24 protein-coding genes and 1 tRNA gene are annotated in these 26,019 nt (G+C 57.9%); 19 read left to right on the forward strand and 6 right to left on the reverse strand.

Annotation, left to right across the window (positions count from 1 at the left end; all coding sequences use genetic code 11):
- The 15 genes from ACR0J2_RS09805 (at position 1) to ACR0J2_RS09875 (ending at position 15,347) form a co-directional block, all read left to right on the forward strand.
- Positions 1–873: a shikimate dehydrogenase gene (locus ACR0J2_RS09805; RefSeq protein WP_480812449.1), complete on the forward strand. Its 873-nt coding sequence runs from the start codon at positions 1–3 to the stop codon at positions 871–873.
- Positions 870–1,685 carry a citryl-CoA lyase gene (locus tag ACR0J2_RS09810; protein ID WP_480812450.1) on the forward strand — a complete coding sequence of 272 codons (816 nt, stop codon included), beginning with the start codon at positions 870–872 and terminating at the stop codon, positions 1,683–1,685. The genes ACR0J2_RS09805 and ACR0J2_RS09810 overlap by 4 nt, the downstream gene beginning before the upstream one ends.
- Positions 1,675–2,862, forward strand: a complete 1,188-nt coding sequence (locus ACR0J2_RS09815; RefSeq protein WP_480812451.1) for a Gfo/Idh/MocA family protein — start codon at positions 1,675–1,677, stop codon at positions 2,860–2,862. The genes ACR0J2_RS09810 and ACR0J2_RS09815 overlap by 11 nt, the downstream gene beginning before the upstream one ends.
- Positions 2,852–3,526 (forward strand): hypothetical protein, encoded by a 675-nt coding sequence (locus tag ACR0J2_RS09820; RefSeq protein ID WP_480812452.1) that lies wholly within the window; start codon positions 2,852–2,854, stop codon positions 3,524–3,526. Before ACR0J2_RS09815 ends, ACR0J2_RS09820 begins: the two co-directional genes overlap by 11 nt.
- Entirely contained in the window at positions 3,519–4,709 is a 1,191-nt protein-coding gene (locus tag ACR0J2_RS09825; RefSeq protein WP_480812453.1) for a Gfo/Idh/MocA family protein, read from the forward strand. Before ACR0J2_RS09820 ends, ACR0J2_RS09825 begins: the two co-directional genes overlap by 8 nt.
- Positions 4,710–4,863: 154 nt before the next feature.
- Positions 4,864–5,778: a sugar phosphate isomerase/epimerase family protein gene (locus ACR0J2_RS09830; RefSeq protein ID WP_480812454.1), complete on the forward strand. Its 915-nt coding sequence runs from the start codon at positions 4,864–4,866 to the stop codon at positions 5,776–5,778.
- On the forward strand, positions 5,759–7,168 hold the full coding sequence (locus ACR0J2_RS09835; RefSeq protein ID WP_480812455.1) for an aldehyde dehydrogenase family protein: 1,410 nt from the start codon (positions 5,759–5,761) through the stop codon (positions 7,166–7,168). The genes ACR0J2_RS09830 and ACR0J2_RS09835 overlap by 20 nt, the downstream gene beginning before the upstream one ends.
- Positions 7,168–8,949 (forward strand): thiamine pyrophosphate-binding protein, encoded by a 1,782-nt coding sequence (locus ACR0J2_RS09840; protein WP_480812456.1) that lies wholly within the window; start codon positions 7,168–7,170, stop codon positions 8,947–8,949. The genes ACR0J2_RS09835 and ACR0J2_RS09840 overlap by 1 nt, the downstream gene beginning before the upstream one ends.
- Before the next feature lie 148 nt (positions 8,950–9,097).
- Positions 9,098–9,295: a hypothetical protein gene (locus tag ACR0J2_RS09845; protein ID WP_480812457.1), complete on the forward strand. Its 198-nt coding sequence runs from the start codon at positions 9,098–9,100 to the stop codon at positions 9,293–9,295.
- A 203-nt stretch (positions 9,296–9,498) separates the two neighbouring features.
- Positions 9,499–10,722: a MobA/MobL family protein gene (locus ACR0J2_RS09850; protein WP_480812458.1), complete on the forward strand. Its 1,224-nt coding sequence runs from the start codon at positions 9,499–9,501 to the stop codon at positions 10,720–10,722.
- A gap of 157 nt (positions 10,723–10,879) precedes the next feature.
- Complete coding sequence (locus ACR0J2_RS09855) at positions 10,880–11,305, forward strand: hypothetical protein (protein WP_480812459.1); 426 nt, start codon at positions 10,880–10,882, stop codon at positions 11,303–11,305.
- 57 nt (positions 11,306–11,362) lie between these two features.
- Complete coding sequence (locus ACR0J2_RS09860) at positions 11,363–13,033, forward strand: hypothetical protein (RefSeq protein WP_480812460.1); 1,671 nt, start codon at positions 11,363–11,365, stop codon at positions 13,031–13,033.
- A complete protein-coding gene (locus ACR0J2_RS09865) occupies positions 13,026–13,460 on the forward strand; it encodes a hypothetical protein (protein ID WP_480812461.1) in 435 nt (144 codons plus the stop codon). The genes ACR0J2_RS09860 and ACR0J2_RS09865 overlap by 8 nt, the downstream gene beginning before the upstream one ends.
- Before the next feature lie 274 nt (positions 13,461–13,734).
- Positions 13,735–14,373: a recombinase family protein gene (locus tag ACR0J2_RS09870; RefSeq protein WP_480812462.1), complete on the forward strand. Its 639-nt coding sequence runs from the start codon at positions 13,735–13,737 to the stop codon at positions 14,371–14,373.
- Positions 14,304–15,347: a recombinase family protein gene (locus ACR0J2_RS09875; protein WP_480812723.1), complete on the forward strand. Its 1,044-nt coding sequence runs from the start codon at positions 14,304–14,306 to the stop codon at positions 15,345–15,347. Before ACR0J2_RS09870 ends, ACR0J2_RS09875 begins: the two co-directional genes overlap by 70 nt.
- Here the strand turns inward: ACR0J2_RS09875 and ACR0J2_RS09880 are convergent.
- The 6 genes from ACR0J2_RS09880 to ACR0J2_RS09905 all read right to left on the reverse strand — a co-directional run bounded on the left by ACR0J2_RS09880 (position 15,304) and on the right by ACR0J2_RS09905 (position 20,460).
- Positions 15,304–15,380 (reverse strand) — tRNA-Met (locus ACR0J2_RS09880). The two genes, ACR0J2_RS09875 and ACR0J2_RS09880, sit on opposite strands and share 44 nt — an antisense overlap.
- Positions 15,381–15,452: 72 nt before the next feature.
- Positions 15,453–16,433, reverse strand: coding sequence for an alpha/beta fold hydrolase (locus ACR0J2_RS09885; protein ID WP_480812463.1), 981 nt, complete (start codon positions 16,431–16,433; stop codon positions 15,453–15,455).
- Entirely contained in the window at positions 16,434–17,897 is a 1,464-nt protein-coding gene (locus tag ACR0J2_RS09890) for a flavin-containing monooxygenase (protein ID WP_480812724.1), read from the reverse strand.
- A gap of 131 nt (positions 17,898–18,028) precedes the next feature.
- The gene (locus ACR0J2_RS09895; protein WP_480812464.1) at positions 18,029–18,289 is read right to left on the reverse strand and encodes a hypothetical protein; all 261 of its coding nucleotides are present in this window, start codon (positions 18,287–18,289) and stop codon (positions 18,029–18,031) included.
- Between the two features lie 11 nt (positions 18,290–18,300).
- Positions 18,301–19,455 carry an aromatic ring-hydroxylating oxygenase subunit alpha gene (locus ACR0J2_RS09900; RefSeq protein WP_480812465.1) on the reverse strand — a complete coding sequence of 385 codons (1,155 nt, stop codon included), beginning with the start codon at positions 19,453–19,455 and terminating at the stop codon, positions 18,301–18,303.
- A 99-nt stretch (positions 19,456–19,554) separates the two neighbouring features.
- Positions 19,555–20,460: a LysR substrate-binding domain-containing protein gene (locus ACR0J2_RS09905; RefSeq protein ID WP_170805922.1), complete on the reverse strand. Its 906-nt coding sequence runs from the start codon at positions 20,458–20,460 to the stop codon at positions 19,555–19,557.
- A 499-nt stretch (positions 20,461–20,959) separates the two neighbouring features.
- Between ACR0J2_RS09905 and ACR0J2_RS09910 the strand changes: the two genes are divergently transcribed.
- The 4 genes from ACR0J2_RS09910 to ACR0J2_RS09925 all read left to right on the forward strand — a co-directional run bounded on the left by ACR0J2_RS09910 (position 20,960) and on the right by ACR0J2_RS09925 (position 26,013).
- Complete coding sequence (locus ACR0J2_RS09910) at positions 20,960–22,783, forward strand: BCCT family transporter (protein ID WP_480812466.1); 1,824 nt, start codon at positions 20,960–20,962, stop codon at positions 22,781–22,783.
- Positions 22,784–22,937: 154 nt separating this feature from the next.
- A complete protein-coding gene (locus ACR0J2_RS09915; protein WP_480812467.1) occupies positions 22,938–24,485 on the forward strand; it encodes a trimethylamine methyltransferase family protein in 1,548 nt (515 codons plus the stop codon).
- 62 nt (positions 24,486–24,547) lie between these two features.
- On the forward strand, positions 24,548–25,279 hold the full coding sequence (locus ACR0J2_RS09920; protein WP_480812468.1) for an SDR family NAD(P)-dependent oxidoreductase: 732 nt from the start codon (positions 24,548–24,550) through the stop codon (positions 25,277–25,279).
- A complete protein-coding gene (locus tag ACR0J2_RS09925; RefSeq protein ID WP_480812469.1) occupies positions 25,276–26,013 on the forward strand; it encodes an SDR family NAD(P)-dependent oxidoreductase in 738 nt (245 codons plus the stop codon). Before ACR0J2_RS09920 ends, ACR0J2_RS09925 begins: the two co-directional genes overlap by 4 nt.
- Positions 26,014–26,019: the final 6 nt, after the last annotated feature.

A 26,019-nucleotide genomic window follows, 5' to 3' on the forward strand; every position in this document is an offset into this window, starting at 1 on the left:
ATGAAGGCCGCACTAATCGGACAAGGGATTTCTGGCTCCATGACGCCTGAGATGCACGAGGCGGAGGGCCGGGCGCAGGGCATCGATCTGAGCTACGGTAGGATCGACACTGCAAAAGAGCCATTTCGTGGAATGTCGGTCGCTGATTTACTGCATTATTCAGTTGAATTAGGCTGCGCGGCGGTCAACGTGACACACCCCTACAAAGCATCAGTCATTGATCATCTCGATGAGCTTTCCAAAACCGCTGAGGAGCTTCAAGCTGTCAACGCGGTGGTTTTTTGTGACGACCGAATGGTTGGCCACAACACCGATTACATAGGTTTCCACAGTGCCTTCGGAGATTATTTGGGATCATCGAAGACTGAAACGGTTCTCATGTTTGGTGCTGGAGGCGCGGGCAGTGCAGTCTCTTTGGCTTTGCTTGATTCAGGTGTTCGAGACCTGGAGATCATCGATCCTGACTTCCACCGAGCGCAGGCGCTGGTCAGTCGACTAAAGGTCTTGCGCCCTTGTGCAAAGCTTCAGGGTTCCCCCTCGATTTCGTTGGAACGGGTCAAATTTGTGGACGGAGTGGTCAATGCAACACCGCTCGGGATGGATAAGTACCCCGGGTCGGTAATTGATCCATCATTGTTGCGGCCGGATGCTTGGGTGGCAGATATCGTATATTTCCCGCTCGAGACACACCTTCTGAGAAGCGCCCGCACAACTGGGTTAAAAGTGATGAATGGTGCTGGAATGGCAGTTCATCAGGCTGCAGCGTCTTTTGAAATCTTCACCGGCTGCACCGCCTCAATCAGTCGTCTTCAAAGCGTTTTCGATTCACTTCGTCAGCAGCGCATGCGCGAGTTTAGAGGTGCAACGGTATGACAAACGACGAGCAAGCTATCCGCCAATGGTGGCGTACCTCCATCATCGACATGAAGCCCGGTCAGATCGCTTTTCGTGGCAACGCCATAGAGGACCTGATCGGGAACGTTTCTTTCGCGCAGATGATCTGGCTGATGGTGCGGGGTGATCTGCCCAGCGACGCACAAGCGCGCTTGTTCGAGGCTGCTTTGGTCGCAGGCGTGGATCACGGTCCGCAGGCCCCCTCGATTGCGGCTGCGCGTATGGCCGCCACCTGCGGGGTAGGTCTCAATAATGCGATGGCGACTGCGGTGAACATGCTGGGCGACGTGCACGGTGGGGCAGGAGAGCAGTGTGCAGAGCTGTACTATAATATCGCAGTCCGCATGGATGCGGGAGCTTCGCTGAATGACGCTGTTCGGGATGGCTTGGACAGTTGGCGCGAGACCTACGGCAAGATCGTATCGGGCTTTGGTCACAGGTTTCACAAGCCTGTCGACCCACGCGCACCACGATTGATGCAACTTGTTCGTGATGCGGCGGCAGTAGGCACAGTATCTGGCCGGTTTACCGATATCGGAGAAGAGGTTCAAGCCGAACTCGGTCGTCAACGCGGCGGTCGGCCAATTGCCATGAATATCGACGGCGCGACAGCTGTGATCTTCTGTGAACTTGGCTTTCCTGCGCCCTTGTCACGAGGGCTGTTCTGCCTGTCCCGCTCGGTCGGAATACTCGCCCACGCCTGGGAGCAAATGGGGCAGGGCGGTCGGAACAAAGGGCCGATGCCCCCGAATTACTTACCCCTCTACGAAGACAGGAATGATGACACGTGAGACATCGAAATCCTTCCGGGTCGGCCTTATTGGCTGTGGTCGTATCAGTGATATTTATCTAAAGACACTATCCAAATTTTCGAGCGTCGAAGTCGTGGCTTGTGCAAGCCTTGATCCTTCGGAAAGCCGCGCCAAAGCGGATCAATACGGTGTCGCCCAGGCCTGCACGACAGATGAAGTGTTTGACGATCCGACGATTGACTGCGTTCTGAATCTGACAATACCGGCGGCGCATGCCGAAATCAGCCTGCGCGCGATAGAGGCGGGCAAGCACGTATATTCCGAAAAGCCACTGGTCATGAACCGATCGGATGGAAAAGCGATCCTGTATACGGCCACTGAAAAGGGGCTACTGGTCGGTTGCGCACCCGACACGTTTCTGGGCGGTCGTTGGCAAACCGTTCGGCGCTTGATCGATGAAGGCGCTATCGGGAAACCAACAGGGGTTTTTGCCCATGTCGGGACCCACGGGACGGAGCGCCACCATCCCAACCCGGATTTCTACTACCAGGCCGGTGGCGGGCCCTTGCTGGACCTTGGCCCCTATTACCTGACCGCCATGATTTTTTGCCTTGGGCAAATTGACCGCGTCGCCGGAATGGCTCGGCGCACGTTCGACAAAAGGATGATCGAAAACGGCCCTCGCAACGGCGAATGGATGGATGTCGAGGTCGACACGCACTCCCTAAGCCTGCTTCAGTTCTCATCCGGAGCTATAGGGTCAATGACCATGAGCTTCGACGTCTGGGACAGCGAAACTCCGCGGTTCGAGATCTACGGTGAAAACGGCACCATCAGCATCCCTGACCCTGACCCGGTTCATGGTGCCAATATCTTTCAGGGGGATGTCTGGTTGAAGACACGGGACACCTCGCGCTGGTCTCATCAGCCCCGTCCAACTGGTCGCGAGGACTGGCAGGTGGTCGAAAACAAACATGGATTCAATGAGGACAGCCGCGGGCTCGGCCTTTTGGATCTGGCCCTGGCGGCACAAGAAGGACGCCAACCCCGTGCAAGTGGAGCGCTTGCCTACCACGTTTTCGAGGTCATGGACGCGATCGAACGGGCACCGAAATTTGGCGCCTATCAGACGATAGAAAGCCGTTGCGCGGCTCCGGAGCTTTTGCCGGTCGATTTCCTTAACGATGAAAGAAAGGAATTGGTTCATGCCGATTGAGACACTCGACTTTGTTCAGCCATTCTTTCGCGTCCAGCACATAACTGACGAGCGCAGAATTTCCATCGAGGGTCGCGCCATCGTCCTTAACCTTGGGGGGCGAAATCTCTCTGTCGAGGATCAGACCATTGCACCGCTTTCCTCTGTGATCGTGCAAGACAGCACGCTTAGCGGCGTGGAACGTGCAGTCATTGTCCACGATTTCGACGCCCATGCCGATGACAACGAGTTGTTCGCATGGGTGAAAGATACATGGCCATCTGCTTTTGATGTTCGCCAAGAGGAGCGTCTGCGCGGTGTCAGCCACTACATGTCGCCAAAGGTCTTCGTGGGTAACGTTGGACTGACCATGTACCATTCCGGTTCGGTCCCATTGAATGTCGGATTGCACAAGGATCATCCGTTCTGCCCGGTACCGGGGTTTCGCGAAGTGCATACGCAAATCGTAGGCTTTGGCAAAATGCAGCAATGCCGTGAGCGGGATGTTGAAACCCTTTACCTTGAAGAATTCATGGCCCCCGGCACGACGCACAAACCGATGTATGACGCTGAAGGCAACTATCCCTGGCATCAGTACGAGACGATTACCCCCAGCATTTTCATGGCGGTGGAAATGCTGCCGGAAGGCGTACGGGTCTCGGAAATGGAGATTCAGAATGGCTGAGAGACTTTTACCCCAAGACCTGAACTTCGACCGCCCTTTCCCTCGGTTGTCTCGCCGTTTGCGGCTGGGTGTTGTTGGCGGAGGACGGATCTCCGTTACGCAAGCAACGGCTGCGCGGATGACCGACCGGTGGGAGGTCGTCGCAGGAGCGCTCAGTTCTGACGCCATGCGAAGCAAGGCGCGCGGGGCCGAGTGGTTCCTGTCGACCGACCGGTGCTATGCGTCCTTCGACGCGATGGCAAAGGCCGAGGCGGCGCGCCTGGATGGCGTGGATGCCGTAATGATCACTACCCCGAACCACGTTCATTTCGAAGCGGCCAAAGCGTTTCTGGAGGCGGGTATTGACGTGCTGTGCGACAAGCCGCTGACCAACGAAGTCGACGAGGCCGAGGGGCTTGAGGAGATTACCGCGCGCACGGGACACATCTTTGCTGTCGGCTATGCGATGTCGTGTTTTCCAGTAATCCGTCAGGCCAAACAAATCGTGGCGGAAGGCGGCATCGGTAAAATCAACCAAATCCACGTCGAGTTCATGCAAGACTGGATGACGCCTGATGATGTTGCTGATGCGCCCCACGTCAAATGGCGGCTGGACCCAAAGATTTCTGGTCCAACCAGCTGTGTCGGCGATATCGGCACCCATGCCGCGCATCTCGCCAGCTTTGTCTCGGGTCTGCCCTTGACCGACCTGAGGGCCGAGTTCCATGTTTGCGGCGCGCCAAAGCCTTTGGAAGACACGGTGTTCATGTTCACCCGCTACCAAAATGAAATTCCGGGAACCTTGATGGCAACACGCCTTGCCCCGGGAAATCGGGGTGGGTTGAGGTTGCGGATATTTGGGAGCGAAGGCGGCCTCGAGTGGGATTTAGAGAATTCGGAGCAGCTGAAGTTCAATCGGTTTGGTGAACCGGATAATATCATAAGCCGAGGTCACGGGCATGGCATCGGCCCCGGCGCAGAACGTCTGATCCGTACCGCGCGCGGCTTCCCCGAAGGGATTATCGAAGCCTGGGCCAACCTCTATACGGAATTTGCCATGGCCGTAGCCGCGCGCCGGGATGGCGTCGCGATTCCGGCCGATTGGCTGACCTATCCCAGTGTCAATCAAGGCGCAGACGGTGTCCGATTCATTGATGCCTCCGTGCGCTCTCACCAGTCTGGAGGGGACTGGGTCACTCTCTAAGGCTCTGCCAACACGATTGAAAAACACGCCCAGGCCGTTGCTTGGGCGCTTTCATTTCCGGCTAACTATTAGAAGTTGATATTTTTAAAAATATCAGATATTTTTTACTACGTGTGATGAATTTTAGATTCGCAGACACGTGGAGCTGTCATTCATGGTGAAACCTGAAGAGGCTGGCGCAAGCCCCTCTCTCTATTCCTTGGCGCATTTGACGCTGATTGGCTGTACGCCGCCCGAGTTGGTCTATATCGCCGCGCGGGCCGGTTACGATGCCGTCAGCCCCCGATTCATTCCGATGCATGTGCCCGGTGAATTCACTCAATCCCCAATCGACAGGGCACAGGTGCAGGCCACCAAAACTGCTCTCTCTACCACTGGCTTGAAAGTCCTCGATGTCGAACTTGCGCGCATCACGGAAGACGTCGATCCGCGCAGTTTTGAACCTTCTCTTGAGATCGGTGGGGAATTGGGCGCTAAACGCATGATCATGAGCGCGTGGACCAATACCCGCGATGATCGTGACTTCCTGATCGACGTCTATTCTGAAACCTGCGAACTGGCGGCGCCCTACGGGCTAACAGTGGACCTGGAGTTCCCAAGCTTCTCTCGCTTGCGCACTCTGGATGAGGCCCTGGATATTGTCCGCGCCTCTGATCAACCGAATGGCGGTATTCTGGTCGATACGCTTTATCTGCACCTCAGTCGCGTTGATCTGGGAGAGTTGCTACACGTCCCCTCGGACCTGTTTCACTTCCTGCATATCTCTGATTGCCTGCCCGGCATCGCCGATACGCGCGAGGGCATGATCCAGCTGGCGCGCGATGCGCGGCTCTATCCCGGCGAAGGCTGGATTGACTTCACCGGCATCATCGAACGGATGCCGCCCGTCGACTATTCCATCGAACTGCCCAACCAAAGCCGCGTTGCCGAGTTGGGATATGAAGAACACGCGCGTCGCTGTCTCAGCCACGCCAAGCGAACATTTGGCGACGCGCGGTCACAGCGTCGTGTGCCCGATGCTGCAATTCTAAAACACCAAGAGGATCATCATGGGCAAAGAGCTCACTGAAAACGACCGCAACATGGCCGCCGATATGCTGGCACGCGCTCGCGCTGCCATGGCCGAGATCGAGGATTGGGATCAGGACAGGTTGGACCGCCTTTCTCAGGCCATTGCGTGGTATGCGGGTAATGAGAAAACCTTCACGCGTTTGGCTCAACAAGGCGTGGACGAGAGCGGCATCGGAGATCGCGCAGGGCGCCCTGCGAAGCGTTTCAAGATTCACATGGTGCTGCGAGACGTCTTGCGTACGCCCTCGACGGGGATCGTCGAAGTCGACGAAGAAAAGGGGCTCGTGAAATATGCCAAACCTGCCGGTGTGATCGCCTCCCTGATCCCGATGACCAACCCGGCGATGACGCCACCGGTGACCGGCGTGTCCGCCGCAAACGCCCGGAATGCGGTCATCTTCAGCCCGCACCCGCGAACCGCCCATACCACCTTCGAAATGGTCGAGGTTATGCGAGCAGCTTGTCGTGCTGCCGGTGCCCCCGAGGACTTGTTCCAATCCATTCGCAAACCGTCGATCCCATTGACGCAACATCTGATGGAGATCTGCGACCTGACTTTGGCGACGGGTGGCAAACCCATGGTCAAAGCGGCGTACAGTTCTGGGCGCCCGGCCTATGGCGTCGGCGCGGGCAATTCGTCCATCGTCATCGATGAAACCGCCGATCTGGACATCGCCGCGCAGAATACGCGTATTTCAAAGACCTCTGATTTTGGGTCCGGTTGCTCAGCCGATGGCAACATCATCATCCAGCGCTCAGTTTACGATGATATGGTCAAGGCACTTCAAGCCGAGGGCGGCTACCTGTGTTCGGATGAAGAGAAGGCCTTGCTCGAAGCGGCCATGTGGGACGAAAAGGGCAACCGTACGTTTCCGACCATCGCTTGTCCGCCGCAGCAAACGGCCAAGGTCGCCGGTTTTAGCATCCCCGAAGATCGCAAGTTTCTGATGGTTGAAAATCAGGGGAAAATCGGCCCGCAGCACAAGTTCTCCAAGGAAAAACTGACCACTCTGATGGCGCTTTATCACTTCGACACGTTCGATGACGCGCTGGAAACGGTCAGCCAGATCTACAACACCGGGGGCAAAGGTCACTCCTGCGGCATCTACAGCCACAACGACGATCACATCGATCGGTTAGCGCGCTTGGCCCCGGTTAGCCGCATGATGGTGCGACAGCCACAATCGAAGGCCAACGCAGGTGCCTGGACCAACGGCATGCCTATGACCAGCAGCCTGGGCTGCGGCATCTGGGGCGGCAACATCACCAATGAAAACGTCACCATGAAACACATGATGAACTACACTTGGGTCAGCCGTCCCATCCCCGAGGATCGCCCCTCGGAGCCGGACTTGTTCGGTGAGTTCTACGGACAGGAGGTCGCGTGATGGACGGAGCTAAATTGGAAGGCAAAACCGTTGCTGAGCACATCGTCGATTTCCTTGAGCGTCGTGAGGTCAAACATGTGTTCGGTCTATGCGGTCACACGAATATAGCGGTTCTGGCCGCGCTGGCGGAAAGCCCCATCGATTTCGTCACCGTACGGCACGAACAAATAGCCAGCCACGCGGCGGACGCTTATGCCCGCGTGACGGGCAAGGCCTCGGTGGTGTTGTCCCATCTCTCCCCTGGTCTGACCAATTGCGCCACCGGGGTCGCCAACGCCGCACTGGACTGTATCCCGATGGTCGTGATCGCGGGCGATATTCCTACGCACTACTACGGCAAACATCCACATCAGGAAGTGAACCTCCATGCCGACGCCGCCCAGTGGGAGATCTATCGACCCTTCATAAAACGCGCCTGGCGGGTCGACCGTGCAGATTTAATGGCCGAGATTCTTGAAAAGGCGTTCCATCTGGCTGAAAGCGGCCAGCCCGGGCCGGTACTGGTCAATGTTCCCATGGACATCTTTTCAGAGGTGATCCCCTCGGACAGTTTCGACCGTATTCGCGAGAACACGCGCGCTCTCAAGAAACCGTCAATTGACGACGAGACAGCGGGCGAGATTGTCGAAGCGTTGGCTAAAGCCGAAAGCCCAGTCGCTTATGTCGGAGGCGGTATTCTTCTGGCACAGGCCAGCGAGGAGTTGCGAGAATTTGTTGAACATATGGGCCTTCCAGTCGCGCATTCCCTGATGGGTAAAGGCGCGTTGCGAGACGACCACCCGCTTGTGCTGGGAATGACCGGGTTTTGGGGCACCGAGTTGGTCAACCAGTCCTGCTTGAATGCGGACTACATCTTTGCCGTGGGCACTCGGTTCAAAGAGGCTGATTGTTCAAGTTGGTACCCTGGCTACACGTTCAACATTCCCGGATCGAAGGTCATTCATATCGACATTGAGCCGCAGGAGATCGGTCGGAACTATCCCACTGAGATCGGAGCCGTTGCTGACGCCAAGACCGCTTTGCGCGTCCTCAACCGGGTCGCCCGCGAGATGTATCCGGACGGCTTCAAGCGCCCCACGCTGGAGCAGAAGATCGCTGGCTTCCGGACGGACTTCAAAGCGCGCAACGAGGAAATGGCGACCTCATCGGCCTTTCCGATGATGCCCGAGCGTATTCTGGCAGATACCCGCAAGGCACTGCCCGAGGATGCCATCATCACCACGGACGTTGGGTGGAACAAGAACGGTGTCGGGCAACAGTTCGACATTTTGACGCCGGGTTCAATCCTGACCCCGGGCGGGTTCGCGACGATGGGATTCGGCCCTCCGGGCGCGATCGGCGCGAAACTGGCGGCACCTGATCGCGTTGTCCTCAGTCTGGTCGGTGATGGTGGCTTCGGTCAAAACCCGTCGATGCTTGCGACTGCGGTCGAACTTGATCTGGGCATTATCTGGCTGGTCATGAACAACAACGCCTTCGGCACCATCGCAGGTCTGCAAAAGGCGCACTATGGTCTGACTTACGGAACGACCTTCCCCGGATCAGCCGCAGCTCCCGCAAACGGGCCGGGTTATGCAGACATTGCAAGAGCTTATGGCGCGGAAGGCCACAGGCTCAGCGCTGCTGACGAGTTGTTGCCCGCACTGGAAGCTGCAATCGCAAGCGGCAAACCAACTGTCCTTGATGTCGCAATGATTAACAACCCGACGCCAACTACCGGACATTGGAACATCCTGGACATTTATTCGCCGGACAAGGACGTTTCTCACGTCGCGACCTGACGATACTGAGCGCGGTAAGCCGCGCCAGTCTTTTACTATCAATAGGCCCAAGTCAGCCAACCCTTCTGAGAGCCTTCGGTGCCGCAAGAAGATCTAACTGGGTTTACAGCCCTAACAGCTCTCGATCTGAGTCGCGTGAGATACGTTCGTGCAGAAGCTTGAGCAACCGATCAGCTTTGTCTCTTTCAATTTCCTCGAGAAGCTTCAAAACAGCAGCGCCATAGATAATCTTTTTGCGCGTTTCATTACGTCGTCGTTATTTGCCCGCCCTGGCCTGAAGGTCCCTGAGTCTCGCGCGCGCATGTTCGATTTGTTGATCCGGGTCCGCCATTTCGTTCTCCATTGATTGAGGTGGTCGAACAGGAAATGCGGTCTGTATCCCGGCTTCGCCACCCGGGCGCGAAAATGTGGCTCCGCCAGGCCGCCGTGTGAGCGGCCGTCCGCATGCCCGATGGGCAATGCGCGCAGTTACGCAAACTTGGGGTTTGCCTGCGCGCATGCCGCGGGCTTTTTTGTGCGGAGATCGGGTTGGGGCCCGATGTCCTTTACATGATACACCCCGCCAGCAGACTCGAAGTCATCCTGCATTCTCGTGCCAACGGTCGCTCCGCCGTCAAATCCGCCGCATACACCGCGCGTACCACCTTCCGGGATGCGCGGGTTGGGCGACGGTTTTCGTCGGGCAGAAAGGGTGGTCTCCTGTCGCATGAATTGATCAACTGGAAAGGAAGCGCCGAGGAGCTCTGTAACGCTGCCGAGCGTTCGGAACGCCGTAAGAATGCAAGAGTCATCCGCGAACTGCGCCCATCCCTGCCACGCGAGCTACCGCTTCCCGAGCAGATCCGGCTTGTCCGCAGCTTCTGCCTCTGGCTTCGCGATGAATACGGCGTCGCCGCTCAAGCCGACATTCACGCGCCGCGTTTTTTGTGTCTTGAGGAAGAGAAACTTCACAGTGCGGGCAAACTTGAACTGACGCGAGAAGACTACGAGCAGAGGCTCTTCGATCCATCGAAGACCAACCTGAATTTCCACGCCCACATCCTGATGACGACGCGGAAGGTTGATAGGATCACGGGCGATTTTGGCGAGAAGACGCGTGTTCTTGACGACAGAACCTCAGGCCCTGGAGAAATCAAGCGTATCCGCGGAGAATGGGAAAAACGGACCAACGCGGCCCTGCGCAAGATTGGCTCTCCAGAGCGGGTTGATCTTCGTTCGTATGCCGAGATGGTCAAGACAGGCGATGCACCGCAAGGCCTGGCAAGACAAGATCATGTCGGGCCACGCAGATCCGCCCGGTCGCGCCGCAGACTGCAAGAAAGCGGAAGCGACGATACAGTTGCCGGAGTACGGCGCCAGGCTGTCCAAGAACACAATTCAACACTCTGGCACTCTTGGTTGCAGCTGCGCGCCCTGGAGCGTCAGAGAGACGACCTCGAAGCGGAGCGTATGGCTCGGGAGAGAGAGGCTGCCCGCAAGAAAACGGCCAGCGATGAGAAACGTCGAATGCTGGAGGCGAGATCCGAGCGCGAAGTGAAAGCTGCGCTGGAAGCTTCGTCGCAAATAGAATGTCTAAGAACTGAGACAGCATACCAGAAAGCGGTTCGATGGGCGACAGAAGGCATAAACGTCGAGCCATTAGACATCCTCGATGAGGAATTCTCCTCTGATGTGGACCTTGAGGCGTATCACCCACCTCAGCTCCAGCAGAATGATCGGGATTCCAGTACACGGCGTGTAAGAACACGCAAGTCGCGTCAGCGTACGCGATGACGCCGAAGCCAGTTTTTGCAGGGCACAACACTGGATGCGATCTACATTATTTGGACTCGTGCCGTTGATCGGTTGATAGGCATGGGGCGTTACCCGGGCCATACCTTTCTTTGCTTGGATTTTTCTGTGTCGAAGACCGCAGAGCCAATTCCCGCGGATGAAGCACACCGATCCGCGCGACTTTGCCCCACATTCAGATGACGTCCACATCGTTTCGCCAGAGGAGTATGTTCAACTCCTCCATCCCTTCGGCGCATTCGGTAAGCCAGCCGTTCTGATCAAGAATTCCGAGAAGCCAAGCCAACAATTTACATGCTCTCCGGATGGGATTGTAGCGTGTCTTCATGCGCTGCTGGATCGGACATCGTTTATCTCGCTGAACCGGTTTAAGGGCACACGCTGCAATTCAGAATTGGTCAGCCTGAATTCGCTATATGTCGATCTGGACTATCACAAAGATCCCGGCTGGCGCGCTGAGGGTGAAGAAGACGTTCAGGCAGCCGTCGCGGGCCATCTTCTGATGCGCGGTGTCTTTGAGCCATCATTCTATTTGCGAACGGGACGAGGACTGGCCGCAATCTAGTTGATCCATTCGATGCCACCGGCTGCACTATCCCGCTGGCAAGCGGCAATCCGGGCATTGATGGATCTGCTTGCTCCCTTTGGTTTGGATCGTTCTTGCAACGACCCAGCTCGCGTCTTTCGCATTCCCGGCACTCGAAATGAGAAATCGGGACGGACTGTTCGGGTGTCTGGAGGGAATTTCCAACGCCAGTATTTTGATGTTCTTGCCGATCAGATTTTTGCCGCCGTCGGGCGGCCCACCCGTTCCGAGCTTTCGGAGCACTGCAAGCAGCGTCAGGATCGGGAGTCGGGTAATCAGACAATGCCGCGGGGATTGACCCAAGCTGAGCGCTTTGAACAAATACGGAAAGATCTCGAGGCTTACCGGATTCACCATGGTGGGGTGATCCCGGTGGGGTACCGAAACACGTGGCTGCATTTCTATGCCACCTGCCTGACCCATCAGTCTGATACCCAGGGCATCGAAGGTCACATTCAACGAGCGGCAGACGCGGCAACGCCCGGGCTACGCCAGGTCGAAACAAACGCAATCATCAAGCAGGCTCTTGCGAAGTCAAAGCTGCAAGCTTGCGACAATGCACGCGAGAGCGAGAGATATTGTTACCGCGGCTCGACTGTTGCGGAGCGTCTCGACGTATCAGCGGATATGGCGCGTCAGTTGAGCATGCGTCAGGTGATGCCAGTGGAAGAGCGCCACCGCAGAAAAGCTGAACGGGAACGAGCAAGGCGTGCTGTTCAGGGGAGTGTCTCTCGAGACCAGTACCTGCTGGAAAACAGCGCGACGAAGAATAAGCCTTGGACGAACTACGGCCTGGGCAGGTCTCAGTATTACGCGCGCAAGAAGGCAGGAACACTCCCAGAGCTGCCCGTCGTTCCGGATCGGACAGGTCCGTGCCCGCTACAGGGGAACCATTCTGGACACAGAGAACTCTGTGGCCCTCCAACAGAGGCACAGCAGTCCGAAACACCCGTCAACCGACCCATTGGAAACACTTCGAACACGCTGGCGACAAATCGGAAAGCTGCAACAGACCATACAACAGCGCACGGACGAGAACCGAAACAGCGGAAAAGGCAGGTCGCCCACCTTCGACCGCGCAGTCCGGATGTCGCGCAGCCGAAAGTGGGAACCAGCCCAGACACGGCGGAAGACGCGGCTCCTTTCAACTTCGATGAAGGATGTCTCATGACACTTCAAACTGAAATCGCGCTGCCCTCCGAGAGCTGGAAATTCCGTTTGAAAGTTGGCGATGTCGTCGCGTTTCGCTTTCCCCATGAAACGATGGGAGAGGATGATCCCAAGGTTCGGCCGTCGCTGGTCATTGATGTCGAGGAAATGGCGGGTGAGCGCTTTGCGGTTCTGGCCTACGGCACGACGAACCCGTGTCCACGCAAACAGGCCTACTGCGTCGATGTGCGGTCGGAAGAGGAGCGCGAACAGGCATCATTGCGGGCGCCGACACGCTTCAATGCCGCTCGACGCGTGTCTGTCTCTGTCGAAAACAGTGGCTTCGATAGAAACTCCGAAGGGACGCCAGTTCTGGGTGAACTCGCCGACGCAGCGCTGGATCGACTTCATCGCGTTCGAGCACGAATTCATGCAGAACGCGATATCCGGCGCTCCCGCAGGTTCGGACGCAGAGGCTCGGGTCGTAAGATACGCGCCGTCACGGTTGAAACGCGTCGCAAGGGACGGCCGGATACGCGGGAGGTTCGCTATGTATGATAGCTTCGCACAGCAGCTATTGCCGGTCGAAGCAGCTATCCTCGAAGCGCTCAACATGGTGCCCTCGGCGTCGAAGGCGCTCGACATGCTGATCGACAGTCTGGAGCCCAGTGGCGCGCGCATAGCTTATCGTTTTGGCTCACGCCTTCGTGCGGGCGAAATGTTCGGTGATCGCGATCTCGACGATCTCGAATCTCTGCTTCAGCCTGTCGTGGCTGAGATAGAAAGCGGATGGGTAAGCGAAGTGATCGCTGACGAGCATTGCCCTGACGGCGCCTGGATAAACAAGCGGCTGACAAATCGGGCTGCCGAACTGAACCGGACGGTTGAACCTCTGGTAACGCTTCGCAGGTGTCTTCAACTCATCCAGAACCTGCGTCGTGCCGACCGCATATCACGTCGAGTGATCGCAGAAGCGCAGACTTAGCCTGCCGCTTTCGGAGAGCGTTTCGCGCTCTCCGAACCGTTCGGATCAAACTGCGTTTCTAAATTTTCTAAAGGAGACCGATCTCACGCTCGTTGAAACATAAAGCGAGCACCATGACAGTTCAAAAACCGATCCAAACCGATTTTTCGATTTGTGAAGAGATCACCAAGTCCCCAGCAGCAAAGCAAAAACCGACGCCAGATGTTGGTTTGCTTGAGCTCGTCCGGGAATTGGCCCGGGCGGCAGCACAACAAGACGCGAGGAACTCGAGAGAATGCAACGCCGCGCTGCGATCTACGCCCGCTATTCGACCACGCTCCAGTCGGAGCGCTCCATTGAAGATCAGGTGGAGCTCTGCCGACGCTACCTGACAAGTGAAGGCTATAGGGAGGTCCGGACATTCGAAGACAGGGCCAAAACCTCTGAGACTCTGATTGGGCGAGTTGGTTTTGCTAATCTTCTCGAAGCGGCGAGTGCGGGGGAAATTGATGCACTGGTCGTGGAGTGTGTTGATCGGATCAGCCGGGACGCAGGTGATCTTCATAAGGTGCATAAACTGCTTAGCTACGCTGGCGTCGAAATCATTTCAGCCAGCGAGGGGGTACAGTCGGAACTCCAGATTGGCCTTCGCGGCTTCGTCGGTACGGTTTTCCTCAAAGATCTGCGTGAAAAAGTGCATCGCGGAATGTCAGGCAACATAGCCAAAGGTTTGAGTGCCGGCGGTAAGGCTTATGGTTACTCACCTATTGCGGGAAAACCCGGGGAGCTCCAGGTCAAGGCACACGAACGGAAGTTATTTGCCAAATCTATAAGGCCTACGCAGAAGGAGCCTCCCCGCGAGATATTGCTCATGATCTCAACGCTCGCGGTGAGTTACCGCCTCGTGGGACGAAGTGGAACGCGTCAACGCTGAATGGAAACGGCAAGCGCGGCTACGGTATTCTCAGAAATTCCCTTTATGCTGGCATACTCGTTTGGGATCGCGTCAAAATGGTACGAAACCCGACAACAGGCAAAAGGGTCAGCCGTGAAAAGCCGGTCAAAGACTGGAAATTTGCGGAAGTTCCGCACCTTCGTATTGTCGAAGAGGAACTTTGGGACGCAGTTCAGCGGCGTTTGGCCACGCAGTCTGCGGCCAAGCGATCGGGAAAATCGACCCGAAACCCTGTGCGCCCGTTCTCGGGGCTGATCAAATGCGGGTGCTGCGGTGGCGGCATGTCGATTCATGACAGAAACGGCAATACCATCCGCATCCGTTGCTCAACGGCCAAAGAGAGTGGCTCCTGCAACAATAACGGGAAGGTTCGCCTCGACAAGATCGAGAGTGCTCTGCTGACCGAATTGCGAAAGGAGTTGTCTGAGCCAACCTACATCGATGAGTTCATCCGCACCTACAATGAAGAACGTCGCGAACTCAAAGCAGCGGACAAACCGGACAGGAAGAAGCTCGAACGCGCGGTAGCCGAGGCTAACAAGCTGCTATCGCGCCGTATTGAACTTTTCGAGATGGGAATTCTTGAAGGCATCGAAGGCGAGGCAAAGTTGACTGAGGCCAAAGAACGCGCTTCGGTTGCCATGGATGTGTTGGCCAGCTTTGACGAGAAGGAGCAGCCGTTCGAGTTCAATCCAGCGACAGCTTCCAAGTATGTCACGGCCCTGGATGAAATGATCTCTTCTATGCAGGCGCACGACGGCAATCCGAATCCAAAAGCACGTGATGCGGTGCGCGGCTTGATTTCGGAGATCGTTGTGTCTCCGACCGAGGAAGACGGCGTGCCGGTCGAGGTGAAGGGCCGCCTTAGCGCCTTGGTTTCAAACCGTTCCAAAAAGGTGGGCGGTTTGGTGGTAGCGGAGGAGGGACTTGAACCCCCGACACGCGGATTATGATTCCGCTGCTCTAACCAACTGAGCTACTCCGCCACGAGTGAGAGGCGATTTAAGGGAGGGGTCCGGCAGGGTCAAGAGGGAAATGGCGGTCCGTGGCGGAATCTTTCACTCTTTGGTCTGACCTGCCGATTCCAATCGGGATGAGCGGCAATTATCGGCAATCTTTCGGATGAACGATGCGCAAATTTCCGGGATGGTGATGAGGATCATATGGCCGTGCTTGCCAGTTTCCTCGTAGGTCAGGCCGAATTCTGTCATCGGAGGGCCGTGCTGCGCGGCTGAGAGGATAGCGTCCTGAGCGCCGTAAAGAATACCGCCCGGCACTTGCAGTTCCGGGTAGCGGCGGCATTGGTCCCCGATGCTGGCATCCACTCCGACCACGTCCTGCGACGCTGTGATGAAGGCCGATGGGCGCAGCCCCAGGGCGCCGCCCGCCCGGTCCAGGAAATCCGCCGGGGCGGGCTCGGGCTCAAAAACGGCGCTCAGAACATGGGGCGCTGTCTTTGCCGCCAGCGGCACGGCGATCGTATTTCCGATCAGGTTGCGCAACCAGGCAGTCCGGATTTCCAGCGGTTTGAATACCTGTGGCGGCGCGGGCATTTGCTGTGTCAGCGGGGCCAGCAACGCGAGCCCCGCAATCCGGTCGGGATATTCAAGGGCCATCGCCAGCGACACCGCCCCGCCCAGAGAATGCCCGACCAGAATGACGTCGGTGACCGATTTTTGGTCCAAAAACTCCTGTATCATCCGGGCCTGCTCCGGAAGGGTGCCCGACGACGGGTCGTCCCGGGTGGAATACCCGCAGCCAGGGCGATCAATGGCAATGACGTGGAAATCGTCCGTCAATTCGTCCATCAGCGCATAGGTGTAATGCTGTAGCTGCCCCGACAGACCGTGGATCATCACGATGGTCTGGTTGGCGGAATCTCCACGCTCGACATAGTGGATGCTGCCGCCATCAACCGCGACCACCTGACCCGGTTGAGGCACCCTTTCGAAACCCTTTTTGGTCAGCCGCCGCGTCCAAAGGTTCATGGCCAGCAGAAAGAGGCCCAGTGCGCCCAGCAGAATCAGGATTGTCGTCATCTACAATTCTCCATTCGGCGTGGGCACTGGCCGGTATTGTTCCAAACCCGCCTGCGCCATCCTCTTTTTGTACTCCGCCACGGTGCCGGGCCACAGCGTGGTGTTGCGCCCTTGCACATCCTGATACCACGATGTGCAGCCGCCAGTCTGCCAGATGCTGTCGGTGTGCCGTTCGCGCATCTCGCGTGTGAACTCATCCTGTTTCGCGGCATCCGGCATGATGGCCTTCAGCCCTTTTTTCTTCATCTGCGCCAGAACGCGGCCAATGTGTTTCACCTGGGCTTCAATCATCAGAACAACCGAGTTGTGCCCCAGCCCGGTATGCGGCCCCAGCAATATGAAGAAGTTCGGGAAACCGGCGATTGCGGTGCCCAGATTGGCCTGCATTCCGTCGGCCCAGGCTTTGTGCAGTGTAATTTCGTTGACGCCCGAGATGTCCAGTCGTTGCACCACATCCGTGACGTGAAAGCCGGTCCCCCAGATTAGAATGTCAGCCTGAACCGTGCTGCCATCTGTTGCGATGATCTGGTCGGACTCAATGGATGCCACCCCTTGCGCAACAAGATGGACGTTGTCGCGGGCCAGTGCCGGGTACCAGTCGTTCGAGCTCAGGATACGTTTGCACCCGATCCGATAACCGGGCGTCAGCATCTTCTGCTTGGTAGGATCCGGGATCGCGCCAGTCAGTGATTTACGCCACATTTTCATTGCGAAATTCACCATGCGCGCCTCGCCGCGAAATACTTTGTGGCGGTACTCAAAAATCATGTAGATCAGCTTGCGCCGCAGGCGTGGCAGCAGGGGGACGTGACGGTAGAGGCGACGTACCCATGGTGCAATTGGGCCGTCAGGGCGCGGCAGGACATAAGGCGGGCTGCGCTGGAAAACGGTGACATCCGCCGCGGATTTGGCGATCTCGGGCACGAACTGAACCGCGGATGCGCCAGTGCCCACGACCGCGACACGTTTGCCCGCCAAGTCGACGTCGTGCTTCCATTCGGCGGAATGAAAGCACGGGCCGGGAAAACTCTCGGCGCCGGGGATATCCGGAATGTTCGGCACATGCAGCGCACCAATTGCCGAGACCAGAAGCCTTGCGGTCCAGTGTTGACCTTCATGTGTTTCGACCTGCCAGCTTGTGCCGTCCCATCTGGCAGATTTCAGGCTTTGGTGAAAATGGCACAGATCGTACAGGCCCTCGGCGCGAGCGATCTTCTGCAGATAGGACTGAATCTCGGCACCGCCCGCATAGGCCCGGCTCCAGTCCGGGTTCGGGTGGGTGGCCATTGAATAGAGATGCGAGGGGATATCACACGCAACGCCGGGATAAGTATTCTCGCGCCAGGTCCCGCCGATATCGCCTGCTTTTTCAAGGATGGCGATGTTGGCAACGCCGCGCTTTCGCGCCTCCAGCGCCATGGTCAGCCCGGAAAACCCGGCGCCGACGATCAGCATGTCAGTCACGTTTTCCAACGTTTGCCCCTCCCGTGACGATCCGATTGAAGCCCCGGGCAGGATAGAAGTTTTAGCGCGTGTGTGAACAGGGCGACGTTAGGGCAGTGTAACGGCGAGGCACGTCACCGTCGACCGCTGGCTCAGAACTTCAGCCGTTCCGTGCGCCCATGTTCAAACAGCCGGTAGTTCAGAACATCGGCCTCGGGCACGCCGGCTTCCAGCGCAAAGACAAAGGCATGGGTCAGATAGAAGCAGGCCGCGTCCAGGTCGCGAACGGCTTCACGCTCGTCCGCGGCCTGTGTGTAATAGCGGACAAGGTCTATGTGGTCGCCTCGGGAATGTGCATCCAGCAGCAGCCGATCCAGCGTAGCCCGTTGATCTTGATCTGTCCGATCCTTCACCTGGCCGTTCCTCAGACTGTCCGGCCGTTTTCGATCTGCGTGGCCACCCAGTGGTGGAAGCAATGGGTCGGTCCGTCCATCGCCGGCGAAAACCGCCCACCGTCAAACAGAACGCCGTGCCGGCCTTTCTGCATACCTTCCACGACGAAAACATCCTCTTCAAAAACGGTTTTCCAGAGCTGCGCGTTCGAGGCGCGCAACCCGTCATGCTCGGGCGTTTCGGCTTCGCTCTTGGCGTAATACAGCTCGATATGTTCCACCGTGTTCTCCTGATCGACAGGCTCGAGAACGATGGCAAAGCTGTGGTCGCGCTGGACGCCCAACAGCACGTTGGGATACAGCGCGACATATTCCGCGCCCTCATCCCACTTGTCGCTCAGGCCGGCAAAATCCTGCAGCGTGGCACCGTCCTGATCTGTCAGTTGACGATAAACCAACGTTCCCTGGCCCGAGTAGTGGTTGCGCGCTTCGATGTTGTAGTGATCTTCCAGGCGGGAATAGCTGTTCAGACCGGGATGCACCCACGGCAGATGATAGCTTTCGCAGTAGTTCTCGACTGCCAGCTTCCAGTTGGACTTGACCTCAAGCTTGAAGGACGATGTCTCGCCGCCGTGAAAGATCGGCTGTTCAAATTCGCCCCAGCGTTCCATCAGTGGGCCGTGGACCTCTTCGAAATCGGGTGCGTTGCCGCTGACATTGACGAAGATCACGTCACGCCAGACGTAAGACCGAATCCGAACCAGCCCCAGATCGTCCTTGTCGATGTCTTCATGCTTGTTCTGTCCCGGCCCCCCCACATGAGGCGTCGCGTGGAGCTTGCCTTTCAGGCTGTAGCACCAGCTGTGATAGGGACAGCGGATGGCACCGCCGATTTTTCTGGGCGTATCCACCAGGATCATTCCGCGATGCCGGCAAGTGTTCTGAAACACGCCGATCTCGCCGTCGCGGTCGCGCACGATCAACAGGGGCATACCCAGAAAGTCCACTGGTTTGGCGTCTCCTTCCTCGGGGACGTCCTTGCCAAACCCGATACCAGACCAATTCGAAAACAAGACCGACTGTTTTTCTTCGGCAAAAACCACCGGGTCGATATAATGTTCGTTCGGCAGGCCGTTTGCGATATTCACTTCGTTCAGAACGGATGACAGAACACTATGCTTGTTCATCGGGCTCTCCTGACTCTTGGCTGGATGCATTTCAATCGTTTTGACGGAACCGCTGCCCCCGCTTCAATATCAGAAATCCTCATCACAGCTTGACCTGATCTAATCCGAATTCTGACGCACCTCCTGAATGATCCAGTTCTTGAGCGCGCGAGCATTCTCGGTCAGTTCCTCTTCCGGTCGGCCGACCAGGTAGAACTGGTTGGGGGCCGTCAGGCGATGCGGGCCGATCGGAACCAGTTTCCCGGATTGCAACATAGGCCTGATCAGGCGTTGCCATCCAAGCGCCAGTCCTGCGCCCTTGCGCGCAAGCTGCAAGGCCACCGAGTAGCTGTTGACGCGTGTTTCTACCGGGATGTTTCCTGAATAACCCAGAATTTGAAACCAGTCCGGCCATGTCGTCCAGGTCTGATCCTCTGAATCCAGATGAATAAGCCGCTGGGCGGCCAATTGTTCCAAATCCGCACCCGCAAGTCTTTCGGCCATGTCCGGGCTGCCGACCGCGATCAGCTGATCTCGGTACAGCGGGGTATGCGACAGCGTAGGGTCATTGTCCTTGCCGTATCGGATGAAGAAATCAATCTCGGGCCGGTTCCTGAAAGGACGATCCTGCGAGATCTGATCGACATTGACTTCAGGCGTTTCCCGCCAGAACCGGATGATGGAGGGTGACAGCCACAATGCGGCGACGGCCGTTGTCGATCCGACGGTCACCTTGCCGCCCGACGTGCGGTCGCGGATCGTCGCCAGCGTCTTTGAGATGCGCCCGAAGGACGTGGACAATGCCTCGTACAATGCCCTTCCGTCCTCGGTCAGGTCCACACCGCGATGCTTGCGTTGAAAAAGCGCTGTATCCAGATCGCCTTCCAGCGCCTTGATCTGATGGCTGACTGCGCCGGGTGTGACTGACAATTCCTCGGCGGCGTTCTTGAAGCTCAGATGCCGTGCTGCTGCCTCGAAGGCGGAAAGGGTGGTCAAAGGCGGCAGTTTATAATGGCGTCTGGACATGCGTAATCAGTACTCGGTTTAGGATCATTCAAGTGAATAATAGATTTTTCTCGGTTGTAGAACTGATTTTGCTAAATAATAGATGCATCTGTCAGTCACAAATGGCGGCTGGGGTCGGCAATGGGTCGGATAGTGTCGGTAAACGCCGAATACGACCGAAATCGACCTTGTATGCAGACGAACCAATGAGGGTCGAGTACAATGGGCTGCAAAAAACGCCGTTGAACAGGTCCGCAGACAGTTTCGGGTTCCGTGCCAATTCTGGGCGTCACCCGTATGAAAAAAACTGGAAGGCCAGGGCGCAGCACGTGTTTTCGGACCAGGTTGCGCTGAAATCTGTGCGTATGGGAGCGCGCGTTGGCACTTCCCGGGGTTGAAAGGGTTTCATGTGTACCCCGGCCGCATGCCCGGCCGTCAGCAACGGCAGGACGTCGGCGCGAAGGCGCATACGCAACCACGCAGACCCCCAAAATAATGACATCGCCATGGAGGAGAGAATATGTCAGTACCCGAACCGTTCACGGATCTCGAGATAGAAACGGCGGATGCCGGTTTCTACGAGAACTACAGCGTCCCGATCGCCCTGATCAGCAAAGGGATCATGGTCGCGCTTGTACTTTGGGCGCTGGTGTTCCCGGCCAATGCGAACAGCACGCTCGGCAGCTGGAACGGCAGGCTGCTTGAAGTATTCAACAGCTTCTACGTTATCATCGTCGGGCTGTTCTTCTTCTTCCTTGCCATCGTTGCGATCCTGCCATCCACCGGCCGGCGGATCATGGGCACACCGGGTGAGAAGCCCGAATTCTCGAATTTCTCGTGGTTCTCGATGATGTTCGGCGCGGGTCTGGGTGTTGGCCTGATGGTGTTTGCCACCGCCGAACCTCTGGGCCTATGGGGCTCGAACCCAGTTGTGGTCTCGGGCGCGGTCGAGGGCAACTCGCCTGAGGCGCTGCAATCCGCATATCGCTTCACATACCTGCACTACGGCTTCCACGCCTGGGCGATCTACGTGGTAACCGGGCTGTCGCTGGCGTATTACGCCTATACGCGCAACATGCCCCTGACGATCCGCTCGGCGCTGACGCCTCTGTTTGGCCGCCTGATGAACGGGTTTCTGGGCCACACCGTGGACGTTCTGGGTGTTGTGGCGACTATTCTGGGTGTCTCGGTCACCATCGGCTACGGCGTCAGCCAGTTCATCGACGGTCTTTATGCCATCACCGGCATGCAGTGGATCATGGATATGGGCGGCGAGGTGCCGACCCCCAGCAAGGTCGGTCTGATTTCGGGCCTGGTCGTCATCATGGGCCTGTCGATCATTTCGGCGGTTTCCGGTGTTGGCCGGGGCGTCAAGTACCTGTCGAACCTGAACCTTGTGCTGTCGATCATCCTGCTGGGCACGTTCATCGTCTTCGGCTCGTTTGTCTTCGCCATGACCACCTACGGCTCGGCGATGGTGGACTACATCCTGCACTTCCTGTCGCTCAGCTTTAATGCCTATGGCCCGCTGTCGGCCGAAGCTTTTGCAGCAGCTCTGCCCGTCGAGGCGCAGGCGCATGCGGCTGACCTGATGGGCGGCGCAACCAATGCCTGGGGCAGCTTTGACGGCTTCAAGGGCGGTCTGGAAGGTGCAGCCGCCGAACTGGACGAAGCCACGCTGACTGCGGCCTATGCAGCAGGCGAGCAGGGCCGTCAGTTCGGCTGGCAGGCAGGCTGGACCACGTTCTACTGGGCCTGGTGGATCGCGTTCTCGCCCTTCGTGGGCCTGTTCCTGGCGCGCATCTCCAAGGGTCGCACCGTGCGGGAGTTCATCCTGGGTTGCGTCTTCGCACCGGCACTGGTCTGCTTTGCATGGATGACCGTTCTGGGCGGCACCGCGATCGATCTGGAACTGGCAGGCGCAGCGGAAGGCGCGATCATCGGGGCGTCGAATACGAACAAACTGTTCGTGACGCTGTCCTACATGATCGACGGCGGGCTGCTGTCCATGCTGAACGTCATGTGCGTGATCCTGATCATGACCTTCCTGGTGACATCTGCGGATTCGGGCATTCTGGTGATGAACACCATCATGTCGGGTGGCAGCCAGGAAACCGGTATCAAGCACCGCATCATCTGGGGTGTGATCCTAACGGCAGTGATCGGTGCGCTGGTCCTCGCTGCGGGGGAAAACAACCCGATGGATGCGCTGCGCAATGCGATGATCATCGGTGCGCTGCCCTTTACCATGGTGATGGGCCTGATGTGCATCGCGCTGGGCAAGGCGTTGTTCCGCGACGGACAGCGTGAAAAGCACGGTGTCTCTACCCAAGCCGCCGAATAATCGGATAGCGACAGACAAGATCAGGCGCCGCCCCGACAGGGGCGGCGCTTTTGGTTTTGAAACGGTGTCGGTTCCTGCAAACAGATTTCGGAATCAGTGAGGTGCGCGACCTGCGAATCCCCCATTCTGTCTAACAAGATTGGAGGATTGCCCCATGAACATTCGTACCGCAACGCGCTCGGGCGGACGCTCGGCCCGCCGCGCCAAGCGAACCGCGCCAAACTTTGAGATGTTGCCCGGACTGACCCGGGGCATCCCGCTATGCGAGGTGATGGACGGCGCCCAGGTTGAGCGCATCGACAACGCCTCGATGGACATTCTGGAAAATGTCGGAGTGCAGTTCCGCGACCCCATTGCGCTGGAAGACTGGAAAAAGGCCGGTGCCAGGGTCGAGGGAGAGCTGGTCTATCTGGATCGCGGATTGGTTCGTGAACTGATTGCCACGATCCCTTCGGATTTCACCTATCACGCCCGCAACCCGCAAAAGAACGTGCGGCTGGGTGGCCGACACTCGATCTTCGTGCCGATGACCGGCGCGCCGTTCCTGCGTGATCTCGACGACGTGCGCCGCAATCCGACGCTGGACGATCTGGCCATGTTCCACAAGCTGAGCCACATGATGCCCGCGTTGCATTCGTCGGCCCATCATATCGTGGAACCCTACGATCACCCGATCAGTCAGCGCCACCTGCGCATCACCTATTCGTCGATGAAACATTCGGACAAGACGTTCATGGGCATGACCACCAGCCCCAAGAACGCCGAGGACGTGATGGACATGTGCGCAATCCTGTTCGGGGAAGAATTCCTTGAGGATCACCCCGTCACCACCGGCAACTGCAACGGCAACTCGCCACTGGTCTGGGACGAAACCATGCTGGGCGCGATGCGTGCCTTCTGCCGCCGCAAGCAGCCGGTACTGTGCTCGCCCTTCGTGTTGGGCGGTGCCAACACGCCCGCCAGCGTACCCGCGACCGTCGCGCAGCTGAACGCCGAGGCGCTGAGCGCGTTGGCCTACACACAGGTGATCCGCAAGGGCGCGCCCGCGATTTACGGCCACTACCTGTCAACCGTGTCGATGAAATCCGGCGCACCGATGGCGGGCACGCCCGAAATCAGCCTGATGAATTTCATGATTGGTCAGATGGCGCGGTACTACAACGTGCCGTGGCGTACCTCAAACACGCTTGGCGGGGCCAAGACCTTCGATGCACAGGCCGGTTACGAATCTGCCACGACCCTGCAGGCTGTGATCCATGCCGGGGCCAATTACATCTGGCATTCGGCAGGCTGGAACGAGGCCGGGATGCACTGTTCGGTCGCCAAGTTCATCGTGGATGCTGAACAATGCGCCATGGCCTATCGCATGGCCGAAGGTCCGAAATGGCACGATTTCGATCAGGCTCTGGCCGCGGTGCCGGATGTGGGGCCGGGCGGTCACTATCTGGGTCATCCGCACACACAGGACAATTTTCAGACCGCGTTCTTCATGCCCGAAATGTTCGACAACAATTCGATCGAGCAATGGACGGCTGAGGGCGAGGTTGAGATCACCGAACGCGCCCTGAACCACGCCCGCAAGCTGCTGGCCGAATATCAGGAGCCCACGCTGGATCTGGCCAAGAACGAGGAACTGCTGGACTACATCGCGCGCCGCGAACGGGAAATACCGGCAGCGGACGAACTGAACCAGACGTATTGATGATCTCTCCCCCCACTGGCCCGCCTGAAATTGGCGGGTCTTTTTTTGATCGGGAAATTGAAATGGAAATGAATGGAAGAAAGGCGCTGGTTACTGGCGCTGCCGGAGGGATCGGCGCAGCAATTGTCCGCCAATTGCGGCAGGCCGGCGCGCATGTTGCCGTGGCGGACAGATCAGTTGACGGGATCGAGGCCGAAGCCCACCTGCCCGGTGATCTCAGGGACGCTTCGTACAGCGACGCGCTTCCCCAAGCGGCCGCGGACCTTCTGGGCGGGCTGGACATCGTGATCAACAATGCGGGCGTGATAACGCGGGGCACCGTCACCGAAACCACGGATGATGACTGGTCACTGTCCCTGGGTGTCAATGTCGAAGCACCGTTCAGAATCTGCCGGGCCGCGATTCCGATCCTGGCCCAATCCGGGGGCGGGGCAATCGTCAATACGGCATCGTGCTGGGGCTTGCGGCCGGGGCCAAACCATGCGGTTTATTGTATGACCAAGGCGGCCATCGCCTCGCTGACGCAGTGCATGGGAATGGACCACGCGCATCAGGGCATTCGCATCAACGCGGTGTGCCCGAATGAAGTGAACACGCCCATGCTGAGGTCCGGTTTTGCAAAACGCGGGTTCGATCCGGATACTGCCGTGGCCGAATTGGGGGCGACGGTCCCCCTGGGACGGATTGCCGAGCCTGATGACATCGCAGATGTCGTTCTGTTTCTTGTCTCGGACGCGGCGCGTTATGTCTGCGGCACATTGATTGAGGTCAACGGAGGTAAGCCAGTCACATGAACCGATTCCAAGGCAAGGTTGCCCTCGTCACCGGCGGCCGCAGCGGTATCGGCCGTGCCATCGCGGTCAGGCTGCAGCAAGAAGGCGCGCGCGTCTTCACGGCCCAGCGTGGGGCGGATACAGAATTTGAAGGCATCGCTGCGGATTTCACCAGACCTGACAGCCCGGCGCAGGTGATCGATGAACTGATTGCGAAGGCCGGGCGCCTTGATGTTTTGGTCAACAATGCAGGGATGATGCAGGAAGCCTCGGTCGAGGACATAAGCCTGGACGACTGGCAGCGGACCCTGACGGTCAACCTGACGGCACCGTTTCTCATGATCAAGGCCGCCTTGCCGCACCTGCGTGAAAGGCGCGGCAATATCGTCAATACCGGTTCGATCGAAGGTTTGGGCAGCAACCCCGGACATGCGGCCTATGGGGCGTCCAAGGCCGGACTGCACGGGCTGACCCGCGCGGTCGCGGTCGATCACGGGCCCGAAGGCATCCGGTGCAACGCAGTCGCGCCGGGTTGGATCGACACGGACCTGAACGAGGATTTCATCGCCTCGATGCCGGATCCCGAAGCATTTCGCCGGAATATCGGGCGCATCCACCCCGTGTCCAGAACCGGAGCACCGGAAGAGGTTGCGGCCCTTGTCGCATTTCTGGCATCAGATGACGCGGCTTTTGTCACCGGACAGGTTTATACCATCGACGGCGGACGCATGGCAAAGCTCAGCCTGCCGGGATAGGGCAGA

Source organism: Ruegeria sp. CG4 (assembly GCF_056537185.1).

Coding starts and splice junctions, on each gene's coding strand:
- ACR0J2_RS09865 (WP_480812461.1), top strand. CDS start 13,026: ATGTATGATAGCTTCGCACAGCAGCTATTGCCGGTCGAAGCAGCTATC.
- ACR0J2_RS09925 (WP_480812469.1), top strand. CDS start 25,276: ATGAACCGATTCCAAGGCAAGGTTGCCCTCGTCACCGGCGGCCGCAGC.
- ACR0J2_RS09885 (WP_480812463.1), bottom strand. CDS start 16,433: ATGACGACAATCCTGATTCTGCTGGGCGCACTGGGCCTCTTTCTGCTG.
- ACR0J2_RS09810 (WP_480812450.1), top strand. CDS start 870: ATGACAAACGACGAGCAAGCTATCCGCCAATGGTGGCGTACCTCCATC.
- ACR0J2_RS09855 (WP_480812459.1), top strand. CDS start 10,880: ATGAAGCACACCGATCCGCGCGACTTTGCCCCACATTCAGATGACGTC.
- ACR0J2_RS09835 (WP_480812455.1), top strand. CDS start 5,759: ATGGGCAAAGAGCTCACTGAAAACGACCGCAACATGGCCGCCGATATG.
- ACR0J2_RS09830 (WP_480812454.1), top strand. CDS start 4,864: ATGGTGAAACCTGAAGAGGCTGGCGCAAGCCCCTCTCTCTATTCCTTG.
- ACR0J2_RS09815 (WP_480812451.1), top strand. CDS start 1,675: ATGACACGTGAGACATCGAAATCCTTCCGGGTCGGCCTTATTGGCTGT.
- ACR0J2_RS09820 (WP_480812452.1), top strand. CDS start 2,852: ATGCCGATTGAGACACTCGACTTTGTTCAGCCATTCTTTCGCGTCCAG.
- ACR0J2_RS09840 (WP_480812456.1), top strand. CDS start 7,168: ATGGACGGAGCTAAATTGGAAGGCAAAACCGTTGCTGAGCACATCGTC.
- ACR0J2_RS09870 (WP_480812462.1), top strand. CDS start 13,735: ATGCAACGCCGCGCTGCGATCTACGCCCGCTATTCGACCACGCTCCAG.
- ACR0J2_RS09920 (WP_480812468.1), top strand. CDS start 24,548: ATGGAAATGAATGGAAGAAAGGCGCTGGTTACTGGCGCTGCCGGAGGG.
- ACR0J2_RS09850 (WP_480812458.1), top strand. CDS start 9,499: ATGATACACCCCGCCAGCAGACTCGAAGTCATCCTGCATTCTCGTGCC.
- ACR0J2_RS09905 (WP_170805922.1), bottom strand. CDS start 20,460: ATGTCCAGACGCCATTATAAACTGCCGCCTTTGACCACCCTTTCCGCC.
- ACR0J2_RS09805 (WP_480812449.1), top strand. CDS start 1: ATGAAGGCCGCACTAATCGGACAAGGGATTTCTGGCTCCATGACGCCT.
- ACR0J2_RS09910 (WP_480812466.1), top strand. CDS start 20,960: ATGTCAGTACCCGAACCGTTCACGGATCTCGAGATAGAAACGGCGGAT.
- ACR0J2_RS09915 (WP_480812467.1), top strand. CDS start 22,938: ATGAACATTCGTACCGCAACGCGCTCGGGCGGACGCTCGGCCCGCCGC.
- ACR0J2_RS09900 (WP_480812465.1), bottom strand. CDS start 19,455: ATGAACAAGCATAGTGTTCTGTCATCCGTTCTGAACGAAGTGAATATC.
- ACR0J2_RS09825 (WP_480812453.1), top strand. CDS start 3,519: ATGGCTGAGAGACTTTTACCCCAAGACCTGAACTTCGACCGCCCTTTC.